General features: G+C 42.6%; 20 protein-coding genes. 15 read left to right on the plus strand and 5 right to left on the minus strand.

Going from position 1 to position 23,632, the window contains the following annotated elements:
• Positions 1 to 29 precede the first annotated feature (29 nt).
• The 4 genes from OCV39_RS13350 to OCV39_RS13365 all read right to left on the minus strand — a co-directional run bounded on the left by OCV39_RS13350 (position 30) and on the right by OCV39_RS13365 (position 4,300).
• Complete coding sequence (locus tag OCV39_RS13350; RefSeq protein ID WP_390903252.1) at positions 30 to 1,163, minus strand: murein hydrolase activator EnvC family protein; 1,134 nt, start codon at positions 1,161 to 1,163, stop codon at positions 30 to 32.
• 240 nt (positions 1,164 to 1,403) lie between these two features.
• Positions 1,404 to 2,366 carry a 6-phosphofructokinase gene (gene pfkA / locus OCV39_RS13355; protein WP_113795427.1) on the minus strand — a complete coding sequence of 321 codons (963 nt, stop codon included), beginning with the start codon at positions 2,364 to 2,366 and terminating at the stop codon, positions 1,404 to 1,406.
• 279 nt (positions 2,367 to 2,645) lie between these two features.
• On the minus strand, positions 2,646 to 3,554 hold the full coding sequence (gene fieF, locus OCV39_RS13360; protein WP_261888610.1) for a CDF family cation-efflux transporter FieF: 909 nt from the start codon (positions 3,552 to 3,554) through the stop codon (positions 2,646 to 2,648).
• 254 nt (positions 3,555 to 3,808) lie between these two features.
• Positions 3,809 to 4,300 (minus strand): CpxP family protein, encoded by a 492-nt coding sequence (locus OCV39_RS13365; RefSeq protein WP_017053366.1) that lies wholly within the window; start codon positions 4,298 to 4,300, stop codon positions 3,809 to 3,811.
• Positions 4,301 to 4,474: 174 nt separating this feature from the next.
• On the opposite strand from OCV39_RS13365, the gene OCV39_RS13370 reads away from it, so the two are divergent.
• From OCV39_RS13370 to trmL, 3 genes are all read left to right on the plus strand, one after another.
• The gene (locus OCV39_RS13370; RefSeq protein ID WP_113795425.1) at positions 4,475 to 5,161 is read left to right on the plus strand and encodes a response regulator; all 687 of its coding nucleotides are present in this window, start codon (positions 4,475 to 4,477) and stop codon (positions 5,159 to 5,161) included.
• The gene (gene cpxA, locus OCV39_RS13375; RefSeq protein ID WP_261888611.1) at positions 5,161 to 6,534 is read left to right on the plus strand and encodes an envelope stress sensor histidine kinase CpxA; all 1,374 of its coding nucleotides are present in this window, start codon (positions 5,161 to 5,163) and stop codon (positions 6,532 to 6,534) included. The genes OCV39_RS13370 and cpxA overlap by 1 nt, the downstream gene beginning before the upstream one ends.
• 67 nt (positions 6,535 to 6,601) lie before the next feature.
• Positions 6,602 to 7,081 (plus strand): tRNA (uridine(34)/cytosine(34)/5-carboxymethylaminomethyluridine(34)-2'-O)-methyltransferase TrmL, encoded by a 480-nt coding sequence (gene trmL, locus OCV39_RS13380; RefSeq protein WP_261888612.1) that lies wholly within the window; start codon positions 6,602 to 6,604, stop codon positions 7,079 to 7,081.
• Between the two features lie 157 nt (positions 7,082 to 7,238).
• Here the strand turns inward: trmL and OCV39_RS13385 are convergent, their stop codons facing one another.
• Positions 7,239 to 7,793, minus strand: a complete 555-nt coding sequence (locus OCV39_RS13385) for an FxsA family protein (RefSeq protein WP_017053362.1) — start codon at positions 7,791 to 7,793, stop codon at positions 7,239 to 7,241.
• A 286-nt stretch (positions 7,794 to 8,079) separates the two neighbouring features.
• On the opposite strand from OCV39_RS13385, the gene aspA reads away from it, so the two are divergent.
• The 12 genes from aspA to OCV39_RS13445 all read left to right on the plus strand — a co-directional run bounded on the left by aspA (position 8,080) and on the right by OCV39_RS13445 (position 23,624).
• Positions 8,080 to 9,531, plus strand: a complete 1,452-nt coding sequence (aspA, locus tag OCV39_RS13390) for an aspartate ammonia-lyase (RefSeq protein ID WP_017053361.1) — start codon at positions 8,080 to 8,082, stop codon at positions 9,529 to 9,531.
• 85 nt (positions 9,532 to 9,616) lie between these two features.
• A complete protein-coding gene (locus OCV39_RS13395; protein WP_017053360.1) occupies positions 9,617 to 10,930 on the plus strand; it encodes an anaerobic C4-dicarboxylate transporter family protein in 1,314 nt (437 codons plus the stop codon).
• Between the two features lie 669 nt (positions 10,931 to 11,599).
• Positions 11,600 to 13,045, plus strand: a complete 1,446-nt coding sequence (locus OCV39_RS13400; RefSeq protein WP_113795422.1) for a YfcC family protein — start codon at positions 11,600 to 11,602, stop codon at positions 13,043 to 13,045.
• 1,097 nt (positions 13,046 to 14,142) lie between these two features.
• Entirely contained in the window at positions 14,143 to 15,363 is a 1,221-nt protein-coding gene (arcA, locus tag OCV39_RS13405) for an arginine deiminase (RefSeq protein ID WP_261888613.1), read from the plus strand.
• Positions 15,364 to 15,470: 107 nt separating this feature from the next.
• Positions 15,471 to 16,385 (plus strand): carbamate kinase, encoded by a 915-nt coding sequence (gene arcC, locus OCV39_RS13410; RefSeq protein WP_017053214.1) that lies wholly within the window; start codon positions 15,471 to 15,473, stop codon positions 16,383 to 16,385.
• 99 nt (positions 16,386 to 16,484) lie between these two features.
• Positions 16,485 to 17,495: an ornithine carbamoyltransferase gene (gene argF, locus OCV39_RS13415; protein WP_017053213.1), complete on the plus strand. Its 1,011-nt coding sequence runs from the start codon at positions 16,485 to 16,487 to the stop codon at positions 17,493 to 17,495.
• 508 nt (positions 17,496 to 18,003) lie between these two features.
• Positions 18,004 to 18,933: an aspartate carbamoyltransferase gene (pyrB, locus tag OCV39_RS13420; RefSeq protein ID WP_017053212.1), complete on the plus strand. Its 930-nt coding sequence runs from the start codon at positions 18,004 to 18,006 to the stop codon at positions 18,931 to 18,933.
• Between the two features lie 16 nt (positions 18,934 to 18,949).
• The gene (gene pyrI, locus OCV39_RS13425; protein WP_017053211.1) at positions 18,950 to 19,414 is read left to right on the plus strand and encodes an aspartate carbamoyltransferase regulatory subunit; all 465 of its coding nucleotides are present in this window, start codon (positions 18,950 to 18,952) and stop codon (positions 19,412 to 19,414) included.
• A gap of 322 nt (positions 19,415 to 19,736) precedes the next feature.
• A complete protein-coding gene (locus OCV39_RS13430; protein WP_017053210.1) occupies positions 19,737 to 20,225 on the plus strand; it encodes an arginine repressor in 489 nt (162 codons plus the stop codon).
• Between the two features lie 178 nt (positions 20,226 to 20,403).
• Positions 20,404 to 22,254: a protein-disulfide reductase DsbD gene (locus OCV39_RS13435; protein WP_261888614.1), complete on the plus strand. Its 1,851-nt coding sequence runs from the start codon at positions 20,404 to 20,406 to the stop codon at positions 22,252 to 22,254.
• 207 nt (positions 22,255 to 22,461) lie between these two features.
• Positions 22,462 to 23,097 carry a response regulator transcription factor gene (locus OCV39_RS13440; RefSeq protein ID WP_017053208.1) on the plus strand — a complete coding sequence of 212 codons (636 nt, stop codon included), beginning with the start codon at positions 22,462 to 22,464 and terminating at the stop codon, positions 23,095 to 23,097.
• 260 nt (positions 23,098 to 23,357) lie between these two features.
• On the plus strand, positions 23,358 to 23,624 hold the full coding sequence (locus tag OCV39_RS13445) for a DUF4212 domain-containing protein (protein WP_017053207.1): 267 nt from the start codon (positions 23,358 to 23,360) through the stop codon (positions 23,622 to 23,624).
• The last annotated feature ends 8 nt before the right edge of the window (positions 23,625 to 23,632 follow it).

Below are 23,632 nucleotides of genomic sequence, written 5' to 3' on the forward strand. Positions count from 1 at the left end.
ATCAATTAGCGGTTACGATGTAAAGGGTTCTATTTCACCAACCAACGCTTAGGGTTTTGTGCTTGGCTATTACGACGAATTTCAAAGTAAAGCGAAGATCGAGATTGTCCACCAGTATCCCCTGCAAGGGCGATCGTTTCTCCAGCTGCGACTTTATCTCCCTCTTTTTTTAGTAACGCTTTATTGTAACCATAGAGCGTCATATCACCTTTGCCATGATCCAGCAGCACCACCAGTCCGTACCCACGTAAATACTCAGCAAAAACGACAGTACCAGAATAGACCGACTTAACCGCCTGACCCGATTTGGCACTGATCACCATCCCTTTCCAGTTAATTTGCCCTGTCTGCTTCGTTCCAAAGTTGTGTAGAACTCTGCCTTTCAATGGCCAAGGTAAGCGCCCTTTTTTCTTTGCCAGCCCGTCCATCGGGATTGAGTTTCGTTTGGCTGCTGCGGCGATTTCAGCTTTCAAGCGCGTCTCATTACGCTGCAACTCCGCTAAGTAGTTCTTATCTCCCGAAATACTTCTTTTGATACTTCCAACAGTACTTTTACGCTTGGACTGCGTTTTCGTGAGTTGATCGCGTTTTTTCGTTTGCTGCTTAAGCAGTGTCGCTATCTGATCTTTTTCTAAATTGAGCTGATGTTGACTTTTAATCAGTTGCTCACTGGTGTGATTTAGCGCGGTGATGGTTTCAGAACGAGCACGAGCAAGATGTTGGAAGTATTGGCTGATCCTATCCTCTTCCACTCCATTATTCAGAATGCTCGTCGATGCTTTTGCTCTTTCAGTGACATAATAAGCTTGAATTAACTGCTCCAATTTAGCGGTTTGTTGTTTCTTCTGAGTTTCTAGAGTTTGAATCTTCTTCTTCAAATTCTTGATGTTCGCATCAGACGTTGCCAGGTGCTTGCGAGTCTGCTTAATCTCTTTCTCTAAATTAACAATACTCAGCTCTTGGTTCTTTAGCGATTTTTGCAGTTTATCTAATTGATTTTGCTGAGAGGTGAGTGTTTTTTTCTGACGAGATATTTCACTTTTCACACCGCTTAATTGATTCGAGTCGGCGGCAAATGCAAGCGAACTCAACGTCGTTGCAAGTACGAGAAGTAGTGGCAATAGTGCTGCATAAATACGGTTCATCAAAGATAGAGAAGGCATGCAGCCATTTGATTGAGAAAGCATCATCCGTTTGGTATATCCAAATACAACAAAAGAGTAGCCAACGAGTATACGTTAAGTTCTGAAAGACGAGAAATCACAAGGTAATGCTTTGAGATATTTAGCAAAACAAATAGAAAAAGAGAGAACAAAAGACCAAGCAGCAGGAGCTCCAATCAACAAATACAAAAAAACCGCTGACTGTGCAGCGGCTTATATTGCATTAAATTGAACTAAACCTTAGAACAACTCTTCAGCAACTTTGAACAGGTCATTACGCACTGGACGCTTCATGTTCTCAATAGCGTCGATGATATCGTGGTGAACCAACTCTTCTTTTTGGATACCAACACAACGACCACCTTCACCTTCCATAAGAAGATGTACCGCAAAGTTACCCATGCGAGAAGCAAGAACACGGTCAAATGCCGTTGGACGACCACCACGTTGAATGTGACCAAGAACCGTTGCACGAGTTTCACGACCTGTTGCCGTTTCAATCTCTTTTGCTAGTTCGTTAGCGTCCATCATCAATTCAGTAAGGGCAATAATAGCGTGCTTCTTACCTTTTTCGATTCCCGCAAGAATGCTTTTGATCAACGCTTCTTTGTCTAAACCATTTTCTGGTGTGATGATGTATTCACAACCACCAGCGATCGCTGAAGTCAGAGTCAAATCACCACAGTGGCGACCCATGATTTCAACAATAGAGATACGTTGGTGAGATGAAGATGTATCACGTAGACGGTCAATCGCATCGATAACAGTGTTCAACGCCGTTAGGTAGCCGATAGTGTAATCCGTACCTGCGATATCATTATCGATAGTGCCAGGAAGACCGATACAAGGATAACCCATTTCAGTTAGTTTCTTCGCTCCCATGTAAGAGCCGTCACCACCAATAACCACAAGTGCTTCGATACCGTGTTTTTTAAGGTTTTCGATGCCTTTTTCACGTACTTCTACATTTTTGAATTCAGGGAAGCGAGCAGAACCTAAGAAAGTACCACCACGGTTAATTACATCAGAAACACTTGAACGGTCAAGTTTCTCAATGCGGTCTTCAACAAGACCTAAATAGCCATCATAAATACCGTAAACTTCAATGCCAACGGATAGTGCAGTACGAACTACGCCACGAACTGCAGCATTCATACCTGGTGCGTCGCCGCCACTTGTTAAAACACCGATCTTCTTAATCATGCTCACCCTCGATTATTGGGAATCTATTATTAATTTTAGTGTGAGCCGCATGTAATTTGCCACTCACTAAATCTGTTATTTTGTGCGCTATGTTACATTTACCAAACAGGAATACCACTCAAATCGCACTAAATCATGTAATTTATCTACTTATGTAAGAGTATTACAGTTTTACTCATTTACTTTGTTGATTCATATCAGAATCACTTTGTTTTCTTTATATTGCAGAAAAGATAGTCAATGGCTACAAATTTGTCTTCTTTTCTTATATAAAAATCATCACCAATCTTGAGTCTTCTGCTCTTTTTCACTGCCAAACACCACGGAATATGGGTCTTGATGAATTAATACATCAGCTTCTGGGAAAAGGTGTATTAGCTTTGCTTCAACGAGATCAGAAATGCGATGCGCTTCAATAAGCACGATCTCATCTCCAAGCTCTAAATGCAGTTGAATAAAGCGAACAGGGCCAGACATACGTGTGCGAACTTGGTGTACACCTAAAACCCCATCAATTGAAATAGAAGCCTGCTTTATCTGTTCGATCTCCTCTTCTGGTAATTGGCGATCCAGTAGAGATTGCACCGCTTCATTGGCCATTTGAAATGCACTATAGAGAATATAAAGCCCAATACCGACAGCAAATACTGAGTCCGCCTGACCAATACCAAACCAGCTTAATCCTAGCGCAATCATAATCGCCGCATTCATATAGAGGTCAGTTTGATAATGCAAAGAATCCGCAGCAATGGCTTGGCTACCGGTTTTCTGCACCACGTGTTTTTGAAAACGAACCAGTCCAAACGTCATGATAATGGCAAAGAAACTGACATAAATACCGTACTCTGGAGAATTCAGTTCGTGCGGTCTAAAGAAACGCTCTACGCCGTTGAGGATCAAGAAACAAGCCGAACCCGAAATAAACATCGCTTGAGCCAGCGCCGCTAATGATTCGGCTTTACCATGACCAAAAGTATGCTCTTTATCTGCTGGCTGAAGGGAGTATCGAACCACAATTAAGTTGACGACCGAGGCTGCAATATCAAGCAGCGAATCGATCACTGAAGCCAATAAGCTTACCGATCCTGTCATCCACCACGCCACCATTTTTACAATCAATAATAGCGAAGCAATTGTCGTTGCAGCCCAAGCGGCCATAGTAACCAAACGTGCGTATTCTTGTTTCATAATGCCAATAATGAGTGTGAAGTGAACAAAGTATAACCTGCAAATCGATGCTTGAATATATATCCAAAAAAGCGAACGCTGAAAAAACTAAGTTGTATAGCAGTAGCGTTGTATGGCAATAACAGCATCACTGACAGAAAATCAGAGCGTTAGAGTGGCCCCATTAGCGAGCTCCAAACAGCAGACACAAAAAAAGCGACGCTAAGCCGCTTTTTTATCATGAATGTATGACGCTATTAATACGAAATACCGTATTAATTATTTTTCATGCGCTTTTCCATTTTAGCTGAACACTCTTGCATTCTCTCTTGCTGAAGCTCCTGCACTTTTGCTTTTTGCTCAGCCGTTAATACGCTGAACATCTCATGCTTTTTCTTCATCATTTGTACACGACGCTCAGATTGTTGCTCAACCATCTCTTTCGCAAGATCGTTAGCCGCCGCTTCATCAAAGTTATCCGCCAGCACAAGAGCTTGAACCTTCGCATGATGCGCTTGCATTTCAGCACGTTTCTCTGCGTACTTACCTTTCATTTCTTTACGCCCAGCTTCACGCATCTCTTTTAGTTGATCGCGCTGCTCATCCGTTAAATCCAATTGGCGCATCATGCCTTTATCGAATCCACCACATTTACCGTCAGGACCTTTATGGTGACCTTTACCACCACCGAATGCGAATGCACTTGCGGTACCAAGAGTAAGTGGAAGAACAACAGCGGCTAAAATTATTTTCTTTGCATTTTTCATAATAGATACCTTCATCAATGATTCGTTGGCGTGCTGTCTTCACAGCGGTTGAGTATAGAATAGAACCTTCGATGTAAAGTGGCGTATAGAGAGCGTAAAGAATCGTAAAGACTGTTAATCGGCTAAGGTTTAACAGTAATATAAATAGGTAATCACCTGGATAAAGGCAAAGCAATGGCACATATTCTTCTCATCGACGACGATACTGAACTCACCAGTCTACTAAAAGACATTTTGAGCTTTGAAGGTTTTACGGTCTCAGAAGCAAACGATGGTGAAGCAGGGCTTGACGCTATCACAGATGACATCGATTTAATTCTTCTTGATGTGATGATGCCAAAGCTTAATGGAATGGAGACTCTTAAGCGCCTGCGCACTCAGTGGGAAACTCCTGTACTCATGCTAACCGCTAAAGGGGAAGAGATCGACCGCGTGATAGGCTTAGAGCTTGGGGCGGATGATTACCTACCAAAACCATTTAGTGACCGCGAATTACTGGCGCGTATTAAAGCTATTTTACGCCGCACACAAACAGCACCAAATACCAAAAACAGTGATGGTATTGAGTATCAAGATATCCACGTTTACCCAGGAAAACAGGAAGCTTACTGTAAAGGTGAATTGATCGATTTAACCACCACCGAATTCTCATTATTGGCTCACTTCATTCAAAACCCGGGAACGACGTTAACCAAAGAGGCCTTAAGCTTAGATGTGCTAGGCAAACGTCTGGCCGCTTTTGATCGCGCTATTGATATGCATGTCTCTAATTTGCGCAAGAAACTCCCAGAGCGAGCGGATGGAAAACCTCGAATCAAAACATTGCGTGGACGCGGCTACTTGTTGGTGGAGGAAGGGTAATGCGCGTACCTAAAATTACCAGCTTATACGGGCGCATCTTTGCCATTTTCTGGCTCACGATGTTACTCGTTCTTCTGGCCGTGTTAACCCTGCCCCATTTAGATCCTCGTGTGGCTCGCGATGTTCCCCCTGATCATTTAAGTCGCTTATTCTCCATCCAAAAGAATACCGAGGCTCGCTTTCAAAATAACGATAATCTCACCTCTATTATATACAGCTTAGAAAAGAGCGATCATCGTAGCGGTAAAGCACGCTTTTTCATCACCGATTTAGAAGGCAACATTCTCACGATCAGAAAGCATAAGGATTTTAAATTCAAAGCGGTGCAGAACTTTATCTCCAGCATTGATGACAATAGCCAACCGAAACAGAAACTGTATGGCCGATATATGCTAGCAGGCCCAATTCCTATTACTTTAGCGAATCAAGAACTGCAGATGTTTGTCGGGGTCAAGTGGGATCGGCCTCCACCGTTTCTATTGCGACTGTTTGATAAACCCTTTCAATTGTTGTTTGCCGTCATGATCGTCAGTACCCCACTCTTATTATGGTTAGCATGGGCATTAAGCCAGCCTGCTCGTAAATTAGAAAAAGCCGCCCAGCGAGTCGCCAAAGGTGAATTTGTGGCTGATCCTGAATTAGAAAAAGGGACGTCAGAATTTAGGCAAGCGGGCGCAAGCTTCAACCAGATGGTACTGGCGGTGAATCAAATGATGTCTGGGCAACAACGACTTCTGTCTGATATCTCCCACGAATTGCGTTCCCCACTTACGCGTTTGAGAATGGCTAACGCATTGGCGACACGTAAACAGGGGGAAAGCTCGGAGCTAGAACGAATCGATACGGAAGCACAGCGACTTGAGCAGATGATAGGTGAGCTATTAGCGCTATCTCGAATGCAAGTCGACAGCCACCTTGCTAGGGAGATCCAGCCACTTTCAAGCTTATGGGAAGCGATCCTTGTCGATGCTCAATTTGAAGCTGAACAGATGGATAAAACGTTAACTTACAGCGCCATTCCTGAAAGACACATCTCAGGTAGCCCTAAGCTATTAATGAGTGCGGTAGAGAACATTATCCGTAATGCCATTTGCTATGGGAAAACCACGGTTAATGTGGCGATGAATGTCGATAAAGAGTGTTTGACCATATGTGTTGAAGATGATGGAAACGGTGTGCCCGAAGGTGAACTCAAAGAGATTTTCCGACCGTTCTACCGCGTGTCAACCGCCAGAGATCGTCATTCAGGAGGAACCGGATTAGGTTTAGCAATTACTGAGAACGCGATCAGGCAACATAGTGGGACGATTCAAGCGAGCAAAAGCGCTCTCGGTGGATTAAAAGTCCAAATTGAACTTCCACTGCAAGAATAAATCGGCTGTATTTCCGACTATAGCCGTCTTATACTCCTTGCCTATCTTATTTATATCGTGGACTCATATGTTTGATATCGCTCTTTACGAACCTGAAATCGCGCCAAATACTGGCAATATAATTCGTCTTTGTGCCAACTGCGGAGCAAACTTGCATTTAATCGAGCCGCTAGGATTTGATTTAGAAGAGAAGAAAGTTCGCCGTGCAGGGTTGGATTATCATGATCTCGCACGAGTAAAGCGTCATAAAAGCTTAGAAGCCTTTCTAGAGTATTTACAGAATGAGCGTGAAGGTGATTTCCGAATCTTTGCCTGTACAACGAAGACAACGGGTCATCACGTGGATGCCTCTTTCCAAGCGGGAGATGTGTTGATGTTTGGGCCAGAGACTCGCGGCCTACCTGCTGAATATATTGAAAGCTTACCAATGGAACAGCGAATTCGTATTCCAATGATGCCAGATAGCCGCAGTTTAAACCTGTCTAACGCCGTGGCTATTATTGCGTTTGAAGCTTGGCGACAAATGGGCTTTAACGGCGCGGTTTAATCGAACCTAATTCATTCTCATGCAGATCGCGTCAAAGACGTCATCCATTTTTCGTGAATGATCAGACAAATCGCTGAAAGCAAAAAGCAAAAAGCAAAAAAGGATTGAGCATCACGCATCAATCCTTTTTTATTATCGGTAATCTTAGTAGAGATGACTATTTCAAGCGTTTGCCTTCATCGTCTTCTCTTTTTTCAAACTCACCTTCGAAGGTATTACCATCATCTCTTTGCTGTGAATTAAACGGGTCGCGATGAAAAGGGTCTTGCTCAAATGGGTTATGCCCACTTTGATTTGCATTTCCTCCCATCGGGCCTGAGCCAAATGAACCGGCGTTAAATCCACCCGACATGTTATTCACCACCATTTTGCTCATTAGCTGTTTTGCAATCATAGCTCGTGGCGCAGGCAGTAATACCAACATACCAAATGCATCCGTCATAAAGCCTGGCGTTAAGAGCAACACACCTGCTACGGCAAGCATGACACCTTCAAGAATCTGTTGAGCTGGCATTTCACCTTGCTGCAAACGGCCTTGAACCGACATCAGGGTTTGAATACCTTGGCTACGAACCAGAGAAGCGCCCGCAAATGCAGTGATCAAAACCAAGGCGATAGTTGGCCATAAACCAAGGAAGCCACCCACTTGGATAAATAAGCCAATTTCAATGATTGGCACAAATATAAATAGTAAAAGTAAAATCGGAAACACAAGTCCTCCTTTGGTTTTCTTCAGTGTATGCCGAAACCCCTTACAAGCTCAAATTTATCCTGTAAAAAAGCTTATCAAAACGAAGTCAACGAACTTTGCAAAAGAATGACAAAACAAAAGCAGAAAAGGTGATCTAGTTACTATTTTTATGCGCACAGTACAGTATTATGTGCCACATAAGTCAGGACGGATTTTACAGCCAAAAACTCTAGCGAATGGATTCTTTACGCACAGAATTGGCTAATAAACTACTATATTGTCAGAATAAATCTCTAAGGATCCTGTTATGGCTACCCTATCTGAAAAAAATTGCACTGCAAATCAAGCAACTCGTCTAGAAGAAGACCTTCTTGGTCAACGTCATGTTCCTGCTGATGCTTACTACGGCATCCATACTCTACGTGCAGTGGAAAACTTCAATATCTCTAATGTGACTATTTCAGATGTACCTGAATTTGTTCGTGGCATGGTCATGACAAAGAAAGCCGCTACATTAGCAAACAAAGAGTTAGGTGTTATCCCAAGTGACGTAGCAAAATTCATCATCCAAGCTTGTGACCTGATTCTTGAAACAGGCAAATGTATGGATCAATTCCCATCGGATGTTTTCCAAGGTGGTGCTGGTACTTCTGTAAACATGAATACCAACGAAGTTATCGCTAACGTTGCTCTAGAGCTTATGGGTAAAGAGAAAGGCGAATACGATTTCGTTAACCCTAACGATCATGTGAACAAGAGCCAATCGACTAACTGTGCTTACCCAACGGGCTTCCGTATTGCGGTATACAACAGCGTAACTAAGCTAACTGAAGCGATTGGCTACCTAAAAGGTGCTTTCGAACTTAAGAGCCAAGAATTTGATACCATTCTAAAAATGGGTCGTACACAGCTGCAAGACGCCGTTCCAATGACAGTTGGCCAAGAGTTCCATGCTTGGGCTGTCACGTTAAATGAAGAAATTAAAAACCTAGATTACACATCTAAACTGATTCTAGAAGTGAACTTAGGTGCGACAGCGATTGGTACTGGTCTTAACGCCGCTCCTGGTTACCAAGAGTTAGCAGTAAAACACTTAGCAGCAGTGACTGGTCTTGAGTGCGTACCAGCAGAAGACTTGATCGAAGCAACGTCTGACTGTGGTGCTTACGTGATGATCCACGGTGCACTAAAACGCCTAGCCGTTAAACTGTCTAAAATCTGTAACGACTTACGTCTTCTTTCTTCTGGCCCTCGCGCTGGTCTGAATGAACTGAACCTTCCTGAACTTCAAGCGGGCTCTTCTATCATGCCTGCAAAAGTTAACCCTGTAGTACCTGAAGTAGTAAACCAAGTTTGCTTTAAAGTTCTAGGTAATGACAACACGGTTTCTTTTGCTGCTGAAGGCGGTCAACTTCAATTGAACGTAATGGAGCCAGTTATCGCGCAAAGCATGTTTGAATCTTTAGACATTCTAACTAACGCTTGTGTGAACCTACGTGACAAGTGTGTAGACGGCATTACGGTAAACAAAGAAATTTGTGAAGCGCACGTGTTCAACTCTATCGGTATCGTGACTTACCTAAACCCATACATTGGCCACCATGAAGGTGACATTGTTGGTAAGATTTGTGCTGAAACCGGTAAGAGCGTTCGTGATGTTGTTCTAGAGCGTGGCTTACTGACTGAAGAAGAGTTAGATGACATCTTCTCTGTCGAGAACCTTATGCGTCCGCAGTACAAAGGCAAACGCTACGAATAATAGATTAAAGAATAAAGGCTCTGGAGACAGAGCCTTTTTTCGTTTCTGACCAAATTATCAATAACTATATATTTAGGAGTCACTCATGTTTTTACTTGAGCTAATCGTCGTATTGGGATGTATCCTGATCGGTGCTCGTATCGGGGGGATCGGCCTCGGCGTTATGGGCGGTGTCGGTCTTGCGGTATTAAGTTTTATTTTCGGCATCCAACCAACAAGCCCACCAATTAACGTAATGTTAATGATCATGGCGGTGGTTGCAGCGGCAGCAGCAATGCAAGCGTCTGGTGGTTTGGATTACATGATCAAGATTGCATCTGGCATTCTGCGTAAAAACCCTCGTCACATCACTTTCATCGCACCTTTAGTGACTTACTTTTTCACAATGATGGCAGGTACTGGCCACGTTGCTTACTCTGTTCTACCTGTTATTGCAGAAGTGAGCCGTCGTAGTGGTATTCGCCCTGCACGCCCACTGGGTATGGCTGTTATCGCATCACAATTTGCGATTGTTGCAAGCCCAATTGCAGCCGCTGTTGTCGCTTTGGTTGCCTTCCTAGAACCACAAGGCATCACGCTAGGTAACGTGCTTTCTGTGACGATCCCAAGTACTTTCCTTGGCCTTGCTTGTGCTTGTGTCATTGTTAACAAGCTTGGTAAAGAGCTAAAAGACGATCCTGAATTCCAACGCCGCATGCAAGATCCTGAGTTCCGTAAAGAGATGGAACAAGAGGAAGCGGTTGAAGATATCATCATCACACCACAAGCGAAAAAATCAGTAGGCATGTTCCTATTTGGTGCGCTAACGGTAGTTATCATGGGTGCTTTCCCATCACTTCGCCCTCAATTTGATGGCTCTCCTATGGGTATGGCGCACACCATTGAAATCGTAATGCTAACGGTTGCTGCTCTTATCATCTTGATCTGTAAACCAGACGGCAATGCGATTAGCCAAGGCTCCGTGTTCCATGCTGGTATGCGTGCGATTGTGGCTATCTTCGGTATTGCTTGGTTAGGCGATACTTTCATTGGCGGCCATGCTGCAATGGTAAAAGAAGCAGTATCTGGTTTAGTTGAAGTGGCACCATGGACATTTGCATTCGCACTATTTGCTTTATCGGTAATGGTAAACAGCCAAGGTGCAACAACTGCGGTTCTTGTCCCTGTCGCGATAGCTCTAGGTCTTCCACCAACAATCATCATTGCAACCTTCGTTGCGGTTAACGGTTACTTCTTTATTCCAAACTACGGTCCTATCATCGCATCGATTGACTTTGACCGAACTGGTACCACGAATATTGGTAAGTACATCTTCAACCACAGCTTTATGATCCCAGGCTTACTCAGCATGGTATTTAGCATCATATTTGGTCTGATCCTATCGAACATCATGATCTAATCGACTAGATTTTGTATTGAATAAAGAGGAGCGAATATCGCTCCTCTTTTTATTTCTCCTACGTAGTTCCACGCTTTTATTCAACGAATCATACGCTTAATTACCACCCACTTTTATTCAGCCATAATTTGCGTAACTTAGTGTAAATTCTTATATTTTTAGTTACTCAAAGCACAAAACAAATCTAGATCACGCTTCAGATTTGACATGCATCAAACATTGTCGAAATAACACCAAAAACATAGCCAAATTTTCTTTTGCATAAAATTCCAGACATTTATGCACACCAGCCCCTAGAGACCCGAAAATAAAAGAACACGCCTCAACCAGCAGCATAGATAACCACTTTAAGCACACTAATACCCTGATAATTCCAAGAACAGCTATTGAGTATAAAGTTAGCACAATAAAAGTGTGAACAACGCCTAGGATAGATTTCACAATGGGATTTAAAATAGCCGCCAGATAAATGAAACTTTAAATTTAATATCGGATTTAATTTAATAATCACAAATATAAATTATTGGTTTAATGCATTATTTAATTAACTAATCATTTCGCATTTTGATTAAAATTCTTTATTTACCCAATTTTGGATCAGCTATTTATTTTTGACTCGCGAATTCACACTGAACTGCCTTTAGAGCAATGACGTGAAAGGAGATTGCTATGACTACCGAAACTGTTCAAAAGGAAGAAAAAGGCGGCTTTTTTGCTAACTTTAAATTCCCTTCTGCTTACACTATTTTATTCCTACTGATTGCAACTGTTGCACTTCTAACTTGGATCGTTCCAGCAGGTCAATACGACCGAGCTATGAACGAAGACCTAGGCCGTGAAGTGCCAATTACTGGTACCTATAAAGCGACTGACGGTAACCCGCAAGGCGTTGTTGATGTACTAATGGCTCCAATCGATGGTTTCTACGATCACAACAGCTATGAAGCGGCTGCGATTGATGTATCACTTTTCATTCTAGTTATCGGTGGCTTCCTTGGCCTAGTAACTAAAACAGGTGCTATCGATGCAGGTATCGAACGTGTAACCGCTCGTCTTGAGGGGCGAGAAGAGTTAATGATTCCGATACTCATGGCGCTCTTTGCTGCTGGTGGTACGGTTTATGGTATGGCGGAAGAGTCTCTACCATTCTACACGCTACTTGTTCCAGTAATGATGGCCGCTCGCTTTGACCCATTAGTGGCAGCAGCAACGGTTCTACTAGGTGCTGGTATCGGTACTCTAGGTTCAACGATTAACCCGTTCGCTACTGTTATCGCAGCAAACGCAGCAGGCATCCCGTTCACTGACGGTATCGTGCTACGTGTTCTTATGCTTGTTATCGGTTGGGTTATCTGTGTTGGTTACGTTATGCGCTATGCAAAAATGGTGCGTGCAGACCAAACTAAATCAATCGTTTACGACAAATACGAAGAAAACAAAGCGCACTTCCTTGGAAACCAAACTGGTGAGCTTCTTGATTTCACAACCACTCGTAAAATCATTCTAACTATCTTCGCAGCTTCATTCGGTGTAATGATTTACGGTGTATCGGTTGCTGGCTGGTGGATGGCAGAAATCTCTGCAATGTTCCTAGGTTCAACTATCCTTATCGGCCTTATCGCTCGCATGAGTGAAGAAGAGTTCACCACTAGCTTCATTGATGGTGCTCGTGACCTATTAGGTGTTGCGCTAATCATCGGTATCGCACGTGGTATCGTGGTAGTAATGGACCGCGGTATGATCACTGATACTATCCTGTTCGCTGCAGAAAACGCAGTAACTGGCTTGTCATCTATCGTGTTCATCAACGTGATGTTCCTACTAGAAATTCTATTATCATTCCTAGTTCCTTCATCTTCAGGTCTAGCGGTACTAACAATGCCTATCATGGCACCTCTAGCTGACTTTGCTGGCGTAGGACGTGAACTCGTTGTAACGGCTTACCAATCTGCATCTGGTCTAGTGAACTTAATGACACCAACGTCTGCAGTGGTTATGGGTGGTCTTGCTATCGCTCGTGTACCATACGTTCGCTGGGTTAAATGGGTCGCTCCGCTACTTGCAATCCTATTGGTTGTAATCATGGTTACGCTAAGTATCGGCGCTATCATGTAATCACAGTCTTGACTGTAAAAACCGCCTACGGGCGGTTTTTTTTCGCTCTGTATTTGTCTTGCTCAACGTCCTTTCCTATCGTCCATCACATGCCCCAGCTCTTACTCATGGGCATTACCTCTTCTACCGCATGCTGACCCATGAGTCGTCATGCTGACCCTTTTCTCTTTTCTTATCGCCAGTGATGCCTGGCCATCAATCTACAGGTATCGACATGCGAGCCGCTAGATCGGCGTGGGCCATTAAACTGCCCAGCCTATTCAGCCCATAGGCCTCTCCTTCAAATCTTCAAATCTTCAAATCTTCAAATCTTCAAATCAAGCATACACACGGATACGTACCATCAAGCCATGGTCGTATCAACATCGACATCAACAGTAGAAGTAGAAGAAGTAGAAGAAGTAGAAGAAGAAGTAGACCAACAGTGTAAGTAAACCCCTATTATCTATGCGTGTTTATTAATTGATTTTGATAGATTTATATATATCACGGCCATTCATCCATAACATTTATGGCTAATTAAATGGTTGGAACATAATTAATGAGTATTTTTGAATAACTATAAAAAAAGAAATATTACAATATTATCGCCGACTCATTTTGAATAATAAAAACGACTCTAATTCGCTAAAAAAAACACAACTAACCCAAAATATAAAATGTGACCTACAAGCACTTTACGTAAAAAAGTTTTGTTAAAAAAACACACAATCCAATCTAAATGCATATAGATACACAGTTATAGTGAATAAGAAAATTGCATATCCGCATTGCCACAGAAATTATTATTGAATAAATTTCCCATAAAAATCCAGCATTCAACCAACAACGGCATAAATAGCGAATAATTACGCGAAAAAGCCACTAAAAACCCATGTCAATTTAAAGTAAATTGCTGCATAAAATTTGTTACAAGCCCCGCCACACAAGGGTTTCACGTGAATAATCTATTTGTGACTAACCTCTAAGAATCCTATTCACTCTGGAGTAATATGGGCTCCAGAAAGAAAAACTGGATATTTAAATTAATCCTTTATTCCCTACGAAATAATAATGTGCTTTTAAATATAAAAGCATTCAAATAGAGAGATAAGATTATGAGTAAGTTCTATGTAGGTTCTGAAGTTGGCCAACTACGTCGCGTTCTAGTTCACCGTCCAAGACGTTCACTTAGCCACCTAACACCATCTAACTGCCACGACTTATTATTTGATGATGTGTTAGCAGTAGAACGTGCAGGTAAAGAGCATGATGCATTTACTAAAACGTTACGTGACCAAGGCGTTGAAGTTTTACTTCTAACAGACCTTCTTGCTGACACTCTAGCAGTAGCTGAAGCGAAAGAATGGTTGCTGACTCGTCAAGTTTCTGATTACCGTTTAGGTAAAACATTTGCAAATGACGTACGTTGCTACCTAGCTGACCTACCAAACGTTGAACTTGCTAAAATCCTAACGGGTGGTTTGTCTTACGCTGAAATGCCAATGAAATCATCTTCTATGATGCAAAGCATGCACGCTCCGACAGACTTCATCATCGAGCCTCTACCAAACCACCTATTTACTCGCGATACTTCTTGCTGGGTATACGGCGGTGTTTCTATCAACCCAATGGCTAAAGAAGCTCGTCAACGTGAAACTAACCACGTTCGTGCAATTTACCGCTGGCACCCAACGTTCGCTGGTGCAGACTTTGTTAAGTACTACGGCGACGAAGAAAAAATGTACGACCACTCTACAATTGAAGGCGGCGACGTTCTTGTAATTGGTAAAGGTTCTGTACTTATCGGTATGTCTGAGCGTACAACGCCACAAGGTGTTGAGCAGTTAGCTTCTAACCTATTCAAACATGGCCAAGCGAAACAAGTTATTGCAATGGAACTTCCTAAACACCGTTCTTGCATGCACTTAGATACAGTAATGACGCACATGAACGAAGATACATTCTCTGTTTACCCAGAAGTGGTTCGTAAAGACGTTCAATGCTGGAGCTTAACTGGCGACGAAACTGGCGCTGTTAACGTTAAAGAAGAAGGTTACTTCGTTACTGCTATCGAAAAAGCACTAGGCGTAGACAAGCTAAACCTAATCACAACTGGTGGTGACAACTTCACTGCAGAACGTGAGCAATGGAACGATGCTAACAACGTACTAACTGTTAAACCAGGTGTTGTAATTGGTTACGAAGGTAACACTTACACTAACGAAAAATACGACAAAGCGGGCATCACAGTTCTACCTATCCCAGGTGACGAACTTGGTCGTGGCCGTGGCGGCGCACGCTGCATGAGCTGCCCAATCGAACGTGACGGTATCTAATCGCCACCTTCAACTAAGCAATTCGTGTTAAAGCAACAAAAACTAAGCTAAATACTAAGGTCGGAATAACGATTTCGACCTTAGTCAGAATTCAAAGAGAATCGATTATGACTAAGCAAACTGTTGTCGTAGCGTTGGGTGGTAATGCACTACTACGCCGTGGTCAGCCACTTGAAGCTGATATCCAACGTGAAAATATTGAAACCGCAGTTAAAACTATCTCTAAGATCGCCGAAGAGTACAACGTAGTTCTAGTGCACGGAAACGGCCCACAAGTTGGTCTATTAGCACTACAAGGTTTGGAATACAAAAAAGTAAGTCCATACCCATTAGACGTTCTGGGAGCAGAAACTCAAGGCATGATCGGCTACATGTTGATGCAGGAATTTAGAAACTACCTTCCTCAAACGCATATCTCTTGCATGTTGACTCAAATGACTGTTGATCCAAAAGATCCAGCGTTTGCAGACCCAACAAAACCAATCGGTCCAATTTACGAAGAAGCGGAAGCGAAAGAATTGGCTGAAAAATACCGCTGGTCAATTAAGCCAGACGGCAAACATTTCCGTCGTGTTGTGCCTAGCCCACAACCGACAGGCATCATCGAAAGCGACGCTATCACTACGCTTATCGATCAAGGCCACTTAGTAATCTGTACTGGCGGTGGCGGCATCCCAGTAAAAGAAGAGAACGGTAAATTAGTCGGTGTTGAAGCAGTTATCGACAAAGACATGTCAGCAGCTTTCCTTGCGAAACAGCTAGACGCAGATGCACTACTTATTTTAACTGACGCTGACGCGGTATACCTAGACTGGGGCAAACCAACGCAACATGCTCTAAGCGCAACCACACCAAGCGAATTATCTCAGTACGAATTCGATGCAGGATCAATGGGGCCTAAGATTGAAGCTTCATGTGAATTCATCAAACAAGGCGGCAAGTTAGTTGGTATCGGCGCACTTGAAGATGGCCTACGCATCTTGAAGGGCGAAGCGGGAACTAACATCAAACGCGACGCTTAATAGTTTAGAAAGATAAAAATACTTAAACCCCATACTTAATTTAGACATGCTCCCTACACCTATTGTCGTAGGGAGTCATAATACAAGAAGGAATACATCATGGCTTTTAACCTACGCAACCGTAACTTCCTAAAACTTCTAGACTTCACTCCACGTGAAATCCAACACATGCTAGAACTAGCAGCTGAGTTGAAAAAAGCGAAGTACAACGGTTACGAGCAGCCTCGCCTAACGGGTAAAAACATCGCGCTTATCTTTGAAAAAGCATCTACTCGTACTCGTTGTGCATTTGAAGTTGCTGCATATGACCAAGGCGCTAACGTAACTTACTTAGGCCCTTCTGGTTCTCAAATCGGTTACAAAGAGTCAATGAAAGATACAGCACGTGTTCTTGGCCGCATGTACGATGGCATTGAATACCGTGGCTTCGGTCAAGAAATCGTTGAAGATCTTGGCGCATACGCTGGTGTTCCAGTATGGAATGGTCTAACAGATGAGTTCCACCCAACTCAAATTCTTGCTGACTTCCTAACTATGCAAGAGCACGGCCGTGGTAAACAGCTACACGAAATGACTTTCGCTTACCTAGGTGATGCTCGCAACAACATGGGTAACTCTCTAATGGTTGGTGCTGCGAAAATGGGTATGGACATTCGTCTAGTTGCTCCTAAAGCATTCTGGCCTGAAGAAGAGCTAGTAGCTCAATGTCGTGAAATCGCTGAAGAAACTGGTGCGAAAATCACTGTTACTGAAAACGTTCAAGAAGGTGTTGAAGGTTGTGACTTCCTTTACACTGACGTTTGGGTATCAATGGGCGAAGCGAAAGAAGCTTGGGCTGCACGTATCGACCTAATGATGCCTTACCAAGTAAACATGGAAATGCTAAAAGCAACTGGCAACCCACATGTTAAATTCATGCACTGCCTACCTGCATTCCACGGTGAAGATACAGTAGTTGGTAAAGAACTTGCTCAAGAATACCCAATGCTTAAAGACGGCGTTGAAGTAACAGATGAAGTGGTTGAATCTAAGCACTCTATCGTATTCGATGAAGCTGAAAACCGCATGCACACAATCAAAGCAATCATGGTTGCGACACTAGGTCAGTAATTGATTATAGTTTGATGCATGAACCACAGTTAAGCGCATATTATTAGGCTCTCCTATTGTTCTTAACTGTCATATTGCGAGTAATATCTTGGATATTACTCGCATATTTTTTTGCACCGATAAAAGTTAAAGCCCAACAAAATCAATAAAATTCAAAACCTTAACGCCAACCCTCCTGACAAGTAATTCGCATACTTCCCGCATAAACTTTCACCTGAAAATTAGTTTACGAAAACGTTTGCACTGTATAGAATTCTACGTATAATCCTTCGCAATTTGCCAAAATAGAGAAAGAAATGAAGACGACCAATCTACAATATTTGATTGCACAGAGCCTGAAAATGGCGTCGTTATCTATTTCATATTTTTTCGAATTTTGGTTGTTATTGAAAAGATCCTATTAAAAGCCTCCTATTATTGGAGGCTTTTTTTTGTCTTAAATTTGGTGCGGCCCGCTATAGGGCAGCTTTGATTCATCAGTTTGTTTCGTTGTTAAAGGAAAAACGTTATGGCGCATTCGTTATTTAATAAACATATCATTTCAATTCCAGAGCTATCTCGTAGTGAGCTAGAGTTGATCGTAGAGACCGCTGGGCAACTTAAAGCAGAACCAAACCCTGAGTTATTAAAAAACAAAGTGGTAGCAAGTTGCTTCTTCGAACCTTCAACTCGTACTCGCCTCTCTTTTGAAACCGCCGTTCAACGCTTAGGTGGAACTGTCATTGGTTTTGATAACGGTGGCAATACATCACTAGCGAAGAAAGGCGAAACTCTTGCCGATTCAGTGCAAGTTATCTCATCTTATGTGGATGCCTTTGTTATGCGTCACCCACAAGAAGGGGCTGCACGTTTAGCGTCTGAATTCTCAAATGGCGTGCCAATTGTGAATGGCGGCGACGGTGCGAACCAACATCCAACTCAAACACTGTTAGATTTGTTCTCAATCTATGAGACTCAAGGAACACTGGATAACTTGAATGTAGCTTTTGTTGGTGACTTGAAATACGGACGTACGGTTCACTCACTGACCCAAGCGCTTGCAAAATTCAACAACGTTCGCTTCTTCTTTATTGCTCCTGAAGTTCTATCTATGCCTGATTACATCTGTGAAGAGTTGGATGATGCTGGCATTAAATACAGCATGCACAAAAACATCGAAGAAGTAGTACCTGAATTGGATGTTCTGTACATGACTCGCGTACAGAAAGAACGCTTTGATGAATCTGAATACGCGCACATGAAAGCGGCTTATATCTTAACGGCATCAATGCTAGAGCCTGCAAAAGATAATCTGAAGATTCTTCACCCGCTACCTCGTGTGGATGAAATCACAACAGATGTCGATAAGACCAAACACGCATACTATTTTGAGCAAGCCGAAAATGGCGTTTATGCTCGTGAAGCATTGTTAGCACTAGTCCTAAACAAAGAACTTTAAGCAGGGGGAATTTATCATGGTAAAAGAGACTCAACTACAAGTAGAAGCAATCTGTAATGGTTCAGTAATTGACCACATCCCTGCTCACGTTGGCATAAAAGTTCTGAAGCTTTTTAATATGCATAAAACCAACGAGCGCGTTACGATTGGCTTAAACCTACCGTCATCAGCACTAGGTCATAAAGATTTAATCAAAATTGAGAATGTGTTCATTACTAATGAACAAGCGAACCAATTGGCGCTTTACGCCCCAGCAGCAACAGTAAACCAAATCGAAAATTACAAAGTTGTCGATAAGCTCACACTATCGTTACCAGAGCAAATCAACGCGATTTTTGAGTGCCCAAACAGCAACTGTATTTCTCATGGCGAACCAGTGGAAAGTGGCTTCAAAGTTCTACTGAAAAAAGAGCGTGTACAGCTTAAATGTAAATACTGTGAGAAAGTATTTTCACGTGGAATCATGACAGAAAAACGCTAATTTAAGTCGATTTAAAGACAAACATGCTAACTCGGCCCATACTGATATTATAGTCAGTATGGGCCGTTTTTTATATTTAACACCTTTGCAATAACTTCAACTATTTTAGCGCACTTTAGATGTTAAAATTCAGAACAAAGAACCCATCAAAAAGCTTAATTATAGTTTTTTATTTGGTGATTAAGCTCAATAAACCAATATAAAGATACTGATAACATCGGCATACTAGTTAATAATATTTGCCTCTCTCATCGCCTTTAGCCTTTTCGTTCAACACTGAACCTAAGCTTGTGACTAAAAGCAGACTAATAAGGAGTTGTCCGTGAATACTGAAAACATACAGGCTACGGCGCTAACTGCCGACGATAAAACATTAACCGCTGCATGTAAGCGTTTACTTCAACAACAAAGTTTTGCGACGCAAAATGACCTACGTTTGCGTTTAATTGAACTTGGGTATGAAGGGATAAGTCAATCAACAGTATCACGCTTATTATCCCAATTGGGTGTCGTTAAAGTGCAAAACGCTTGCGGTAAGAAAGTGTACTGCATGACAGTGGAAAGTGCGCCAGTTCGTGTTGGCTCGTCGATCTCTTCTCAAATTGAATTTATTACACATAACCAATTAATGGTTGTGATTAAAACTCACCCTGGCAGTGCACAGCTTGTTGCGCGCTTAATTGATATCGATCCACACGGAGAGATCTTAGGGACTGTCGGTGGTAATGACACCGTGATCGTCGCACCAAAAGATGTCAGCAATATTGAAGCATGTGAGCGCGTCGTAAAAGAGCGTCTTGGCGTACTATAAGCTTTCATTCTATACAATGGCCTAATCATTAGGCCATTGCTCTTCTGCAACTCGCATCTCTGTGTTCCCCCCCCCCACCACATAAATCATATTTATTTTTTAATAATGAAACTTATCCCCATAAAATCGGGTCTCATTGAGTTAATATACTTTTAACTTAATTCTAGTAAATTTCATTATGCGCGCACTCGTCACTCTGTTTTTCATTGGGTTAATGACCGTATCTAGCCCTGCCCTTGCTCTATTTGGTAACAGCGATAAATCCGCTGCTTTTGCTCCAACAGACAATAGTTTTGTGCCTGTTGATCAAGCCTTCCCATTGAACTTTTATCAACAAGGCAACCAAATATCTTTGGATTGGCAAGTCAAAGAAGATTACTACCTCTACCAAGATCGTATTTCAATCAGTGCAGAAAACGTCACTTTAGGCGATATTCAAATGCGCGATGGGAAACCTTACCAAGATGAATTTTTTGGCAAGGTAAACATCTACACTCAGCCACTGTTTGTTGACGTTCCGCTGAGCGAATACCAAACTGGCGCACGCTTGATTGTTCAATATCAAGGCTGTGCAAAAGCGGGATTTTGTTACCCACCAGAAACCCGAGTGATAGACCTCAGCCCATTCAATACTAATGGCGATAAAACGGCGACTGATCCACGCCCACCTCAAAAGGCAACCTCAGCAATAACTCAGTCCGAGACTCCTGTTGCCGTAGTGCCATCGACTACTTTGAATCCTAATTCTGCGAATGTCACTCCGGCTTCAAACGATTCAAGCTTAGCCGATAAACTTGGCAATAATTGGTGGACACCTTTCCTATTTCTCGCGCTAGGTGTTGGCCTTGCTTTCACTCCGTGCGTTTTACCTATGTACCCTATTTTAACGGGTATCGTATTAGGGAGCGGCAAGCTCAATCATCGACGAGCATTAGGGCTATCTTTTATTTATGTGCAAGGAATGGCTCTCACTTATACCTTGCTCGGGCTAGTGGTTGCTTCCGCTGGAATGCAATTTCAAGCCGCAATGCAACATCCTTACGTATTAATAGGTTTGAGCGTGCTATTTGTTGGGTTAGCGATGTCGATGTTTGGCGTTTATAACTTGCAACTCCCAAGCAGCGTGCAGACATGGTTGAATACTCAAAGTAATAAGCAGCAAGGCGGCAATAGTTTCGGTGTATTTGTCATGGGGGCAATTTCAGGGCTAGTCTGCTCTCCGTGTACGACGGCACCCTTATCTGGCGCACTGCTTTATGTCGCGCAAAGTGGTGATCTACTTACGGGTGGTATCGCCCTTTATGCGCTCGCAATGGGGATGGGGATACCTCTCATATTAGTTGCCGTATTCGGAAATAAGTTACTTCCTAAAGCCGGTGGTTGGATGGATAAAGTGAAAACTGTTTTCGGTTTTATCTTACTCGCGGCTCCAATATTTTTGCTTGAACGTATTCTTCCTGAGTTTTGGTCAACCGTGCTTTGGTCAACACTAGGTTTTGCGGCATTTGGTTGGCTGTATCACACCAAAAACGCCTTACCATTTGGAGGATGGAAACAGAGCTTGATCGGTATTATTGCGGTTTTAGGTCTGTTTTCCTCGGCGCAGCCAGCACTCAACTATTGGTTCTCAGACAGTAGCTCACCACAAACTAGAACAGAAACGACGATCAGTTTTATCCGCGTGAACAATGTTACTGAGCTAGAACAACAACTAGTGGAAGCGAAAAAGTCAGGCAAGCCAGTCATGCTCGATTTCTATGCAGATTGGTGTGTCGCTTGTAAAGAGTTTGAGAAATACACCTTCCACCAGCAAGAGGTTGAACAGAAGCTAAAAGAGTTCGTATTACTCCAGGCCGATGTGACTAAGAACCAGCCACAAGACATTGAATTATTAAAGCAATTGAATGTTCTTGGCTTACCAACTATCGAGTTCTGGGACGGTAAGGGTAACCATGTTCCAAATGCTCGAATTACCGGTTTTATGCAAGCAAAACCTTTTCTTCACCACATTCAAGCTCATAACTTATAAAACAGAATCGACTTTTCAGAGTTGATTGATACCCGTAATTAAGCCGTTTACCTCTGCGTGAACGGCTTTTTTTTGAATCCAATGCAAGATCATGGATGCATATGAATAAAAGTCGATATGCTTCAGACTTTTAGTGCATAAATATTGTTCAAAACAGGTTTAGCGATAATAATAAATTTAACTAAATTATAAAAAGTGTATAACGTCATGGATTCGACCTACACCATTATCATTGCCGATGATCACCCCTTATTCCGTAACGCCCTATTCCAGTCTGTACATATGGCGATCAGTGGCGCAAATCTCTTAGAAGCAGATTCACTCAGTGCGCTGCTTGATCTTCTTGCTAAAGGTGAAGAACCTGATCTGCTACTGCTGGATTTAAAAATGCCAGGAGCAAACGGGATGTCAGGGTTAATTCAATTACGTGCAGAACATCCCGATCTACCCATTGTGGTTATCTCTGCAAGTGAAGATGCAAGTGTTGTCGCACAAGTGAAAAGTCATGGTGCATTTGGCTTCATCCCTAAATCGAGCGATATGCGATCACTGATTAGCGCGCTCAATCAAGTCCTCGCAGGCGACCCTTTCTTCCCTGAAGGATTAATTACCAACAATGCGGCCTGCAATGACCTTGCAGAGAAGATCGCCACTCTTACCCCTCAGCAATACAAAGTGCTCGGCATGCTGTCTGATGGCCTGCTCAACAAGCAAATCGCTTATGAGTTACATGTCTCCGAAGCCACCATCAAAGCGCATATGACCGCAATATTTAGAAAACTCGATGTTAAGAACCGAACTCAAGCGGTCATTGTTTTACAACAAATGGAAAGTGAGCTCTAGACGATCGTCTTAAGATAAATCTTCTCTGATTCCTATTGAACGTTAGACCTTAGGCTAATTTAACAACAAATTAACATCACACTTTACCCCTCCTATCTGATTAAGCGCCCATTTTTCGGGCGTTTTTTGTTTTATTCCTCCCGACTAAAGTTGCACAGATCTCTTGATTTTAGGCTGCTATCTTCTAAATCGTAACATTACGTTAACACGGTAATTATCTACAAAAACAGTTTCTACGAAATGGAATCAAGGAGAAGGTCATGTCGTTCGAATCAACAGAACATGCTCAAGCCTACTGGAAGGAAAACTTGGGGATAATGGGGTCACTACTTGCCATATGGTTTGTCGTGTCATATGGAGCAGGCATCTTATTTGTCGATGCTTTGAATGTCATTCAGTTTGGTGGCTTTAAGCTAGGGTTTTGGTTCGCACAACAAGGTTCAATATATACCTTTGTCGCCTTAATCTTTATTTACGTTGTTCGCATGAATGCGCTCGACAAAAAATACAACGTACAGGAAGACTAGAGGCTAGA

Source organism: Vibrio cortegadensis, assembly GCF_024347395.1.
In the GTDB taxonomy this organism is placed as follows: Bacteria; Pseudomonadota; Gammaproteobacteria; order Enterobacterales; family Vibrionaceae; genus Vibrio; species Vibrio cortegadensis.

Excerpts from the sequence above, each read along its gene's own strand:
- OCV39_RS13400 (WP_113795422.1), top strand. The coding sequence starts at position 11,600 with ATGACTACCGAAACTGTTCAAAAGGAAGAAAAAGGCGGCTTTTTTGCT.
- arcC (WP_017053214.1), top strand. The coding sequence starts at position 15,471 with ATGACTAAGCAAACTGTTGTCGTAGCGTTGGGTGGTAATGCACTACTA.
- OCV39_RS13365 (WP_017053366.1), bottom strand. The coding sequence starts at position 4,300 with ATGAAAAATGCAAAGAAAATAATTTTAGCCGCTGTTGTTCTTCCACTT.
- OCV39_RS13350 (WP_390903252.1), bottom strand. The coding sequence starts at position 1,163 with ATGCCTTCTCTATCTTTGATGAACCGTATTTATGCAGCACTATTGCCA.
- pfkA (WP_113795427.1), bottom strand. The coding sequence starts at position 2,366 with ATGATTAAGAAGATCGGTGTTTTAACAAGTGGCGGCGACGCACCAGGT.
- argF (WP_017053213.1), top strand. The coding sequence starts at position 16,485 with ATGGCTTTTAACCTACGCAACCGTAACTTCCTAAAACTTCTAGACTTC.
- aspA (WP_017053361.1), top strand. The coding sequence starts at position 8,080 with ATGGCTACCCTATCTGAAAAAAATTGCACTGCAAATCAAGCAACTCGT.
- OCV39_RS13370 (WP_113795425.1), top strand. The coding sequence starts at position 4,475 with ATGGCACATATTCTTCTCATCGACGACGATACTGAACTCACCAGTCTA.
- arcA (WP_261888613.1), top strand. The coding sequence starts at position 14,143 with ATGAGTAAGTTCTATGTAGGTTCTGAAGTTGGCCAACTACGTCGCGTT.
- cpxA (WP_261888611.1), top strand. The coding sequence starts at position 5,161 with ATGCGCGTACCTAAAATTACCAGCTTATACGGGCGCATCTTTGCCATT.
- OCV39_RS13435 (WP_261888614.1), top strand. The coding sequence starts at position 20,404 with ATGCGCGCACTCGTCACTCTGTTTTTCATTGGGTTAATGACCGTATCT.
- OCV39_RS13445 (WP_017053207.1), top strand. The coding sequence starts at position 23,358 with ATGTCGTTCGAATCAACAGAACATGCTCAAGCCTACTGGAAGGAAAAC.
- pyrB (WP_017053212.1), top strand. The coding sequence starts at position 18,004 with ATGGCGCATTCGTTATTTAATAAACATATCATTTCAATTCCAGAGCTA.
- trmL (WP_261888612.1), top strand. The coding sequence starts at position 6,602 with ATGTTTGATATCGCTCTTTACGAACCTGAAATCGCGCCAAATACTGGC.
- pyrI (WP_017053211.1), top strand. The coding sequence starts at position 18,950 with ATGGTAAAAGAGACTCAACTACAAGTAGAAGCAATCTGTAATGGTTCA.
- OCV39_RS13440 (WP_017053208.1), top strand. The coding sequence starts at position 22,462 with ATGGATTCGACCTACACCATTATCATTGCCGATGATCACCCCTTATTC.
- OCV39_RS13395 (WP_017053360.1), top strand. The coding sequence starts at position 9,617 with ATGTTTTTACTTGAGCTAATCGTCGTATTGGGATGTATCCTGATCGGT.
- fieF (WP_261888610.1), bottom strand. The coding sequence starts at position 3,554 with ATGAAACAAGAATACGCACGTTTGGTTACTATGGCCGCTTGGGCTGCA.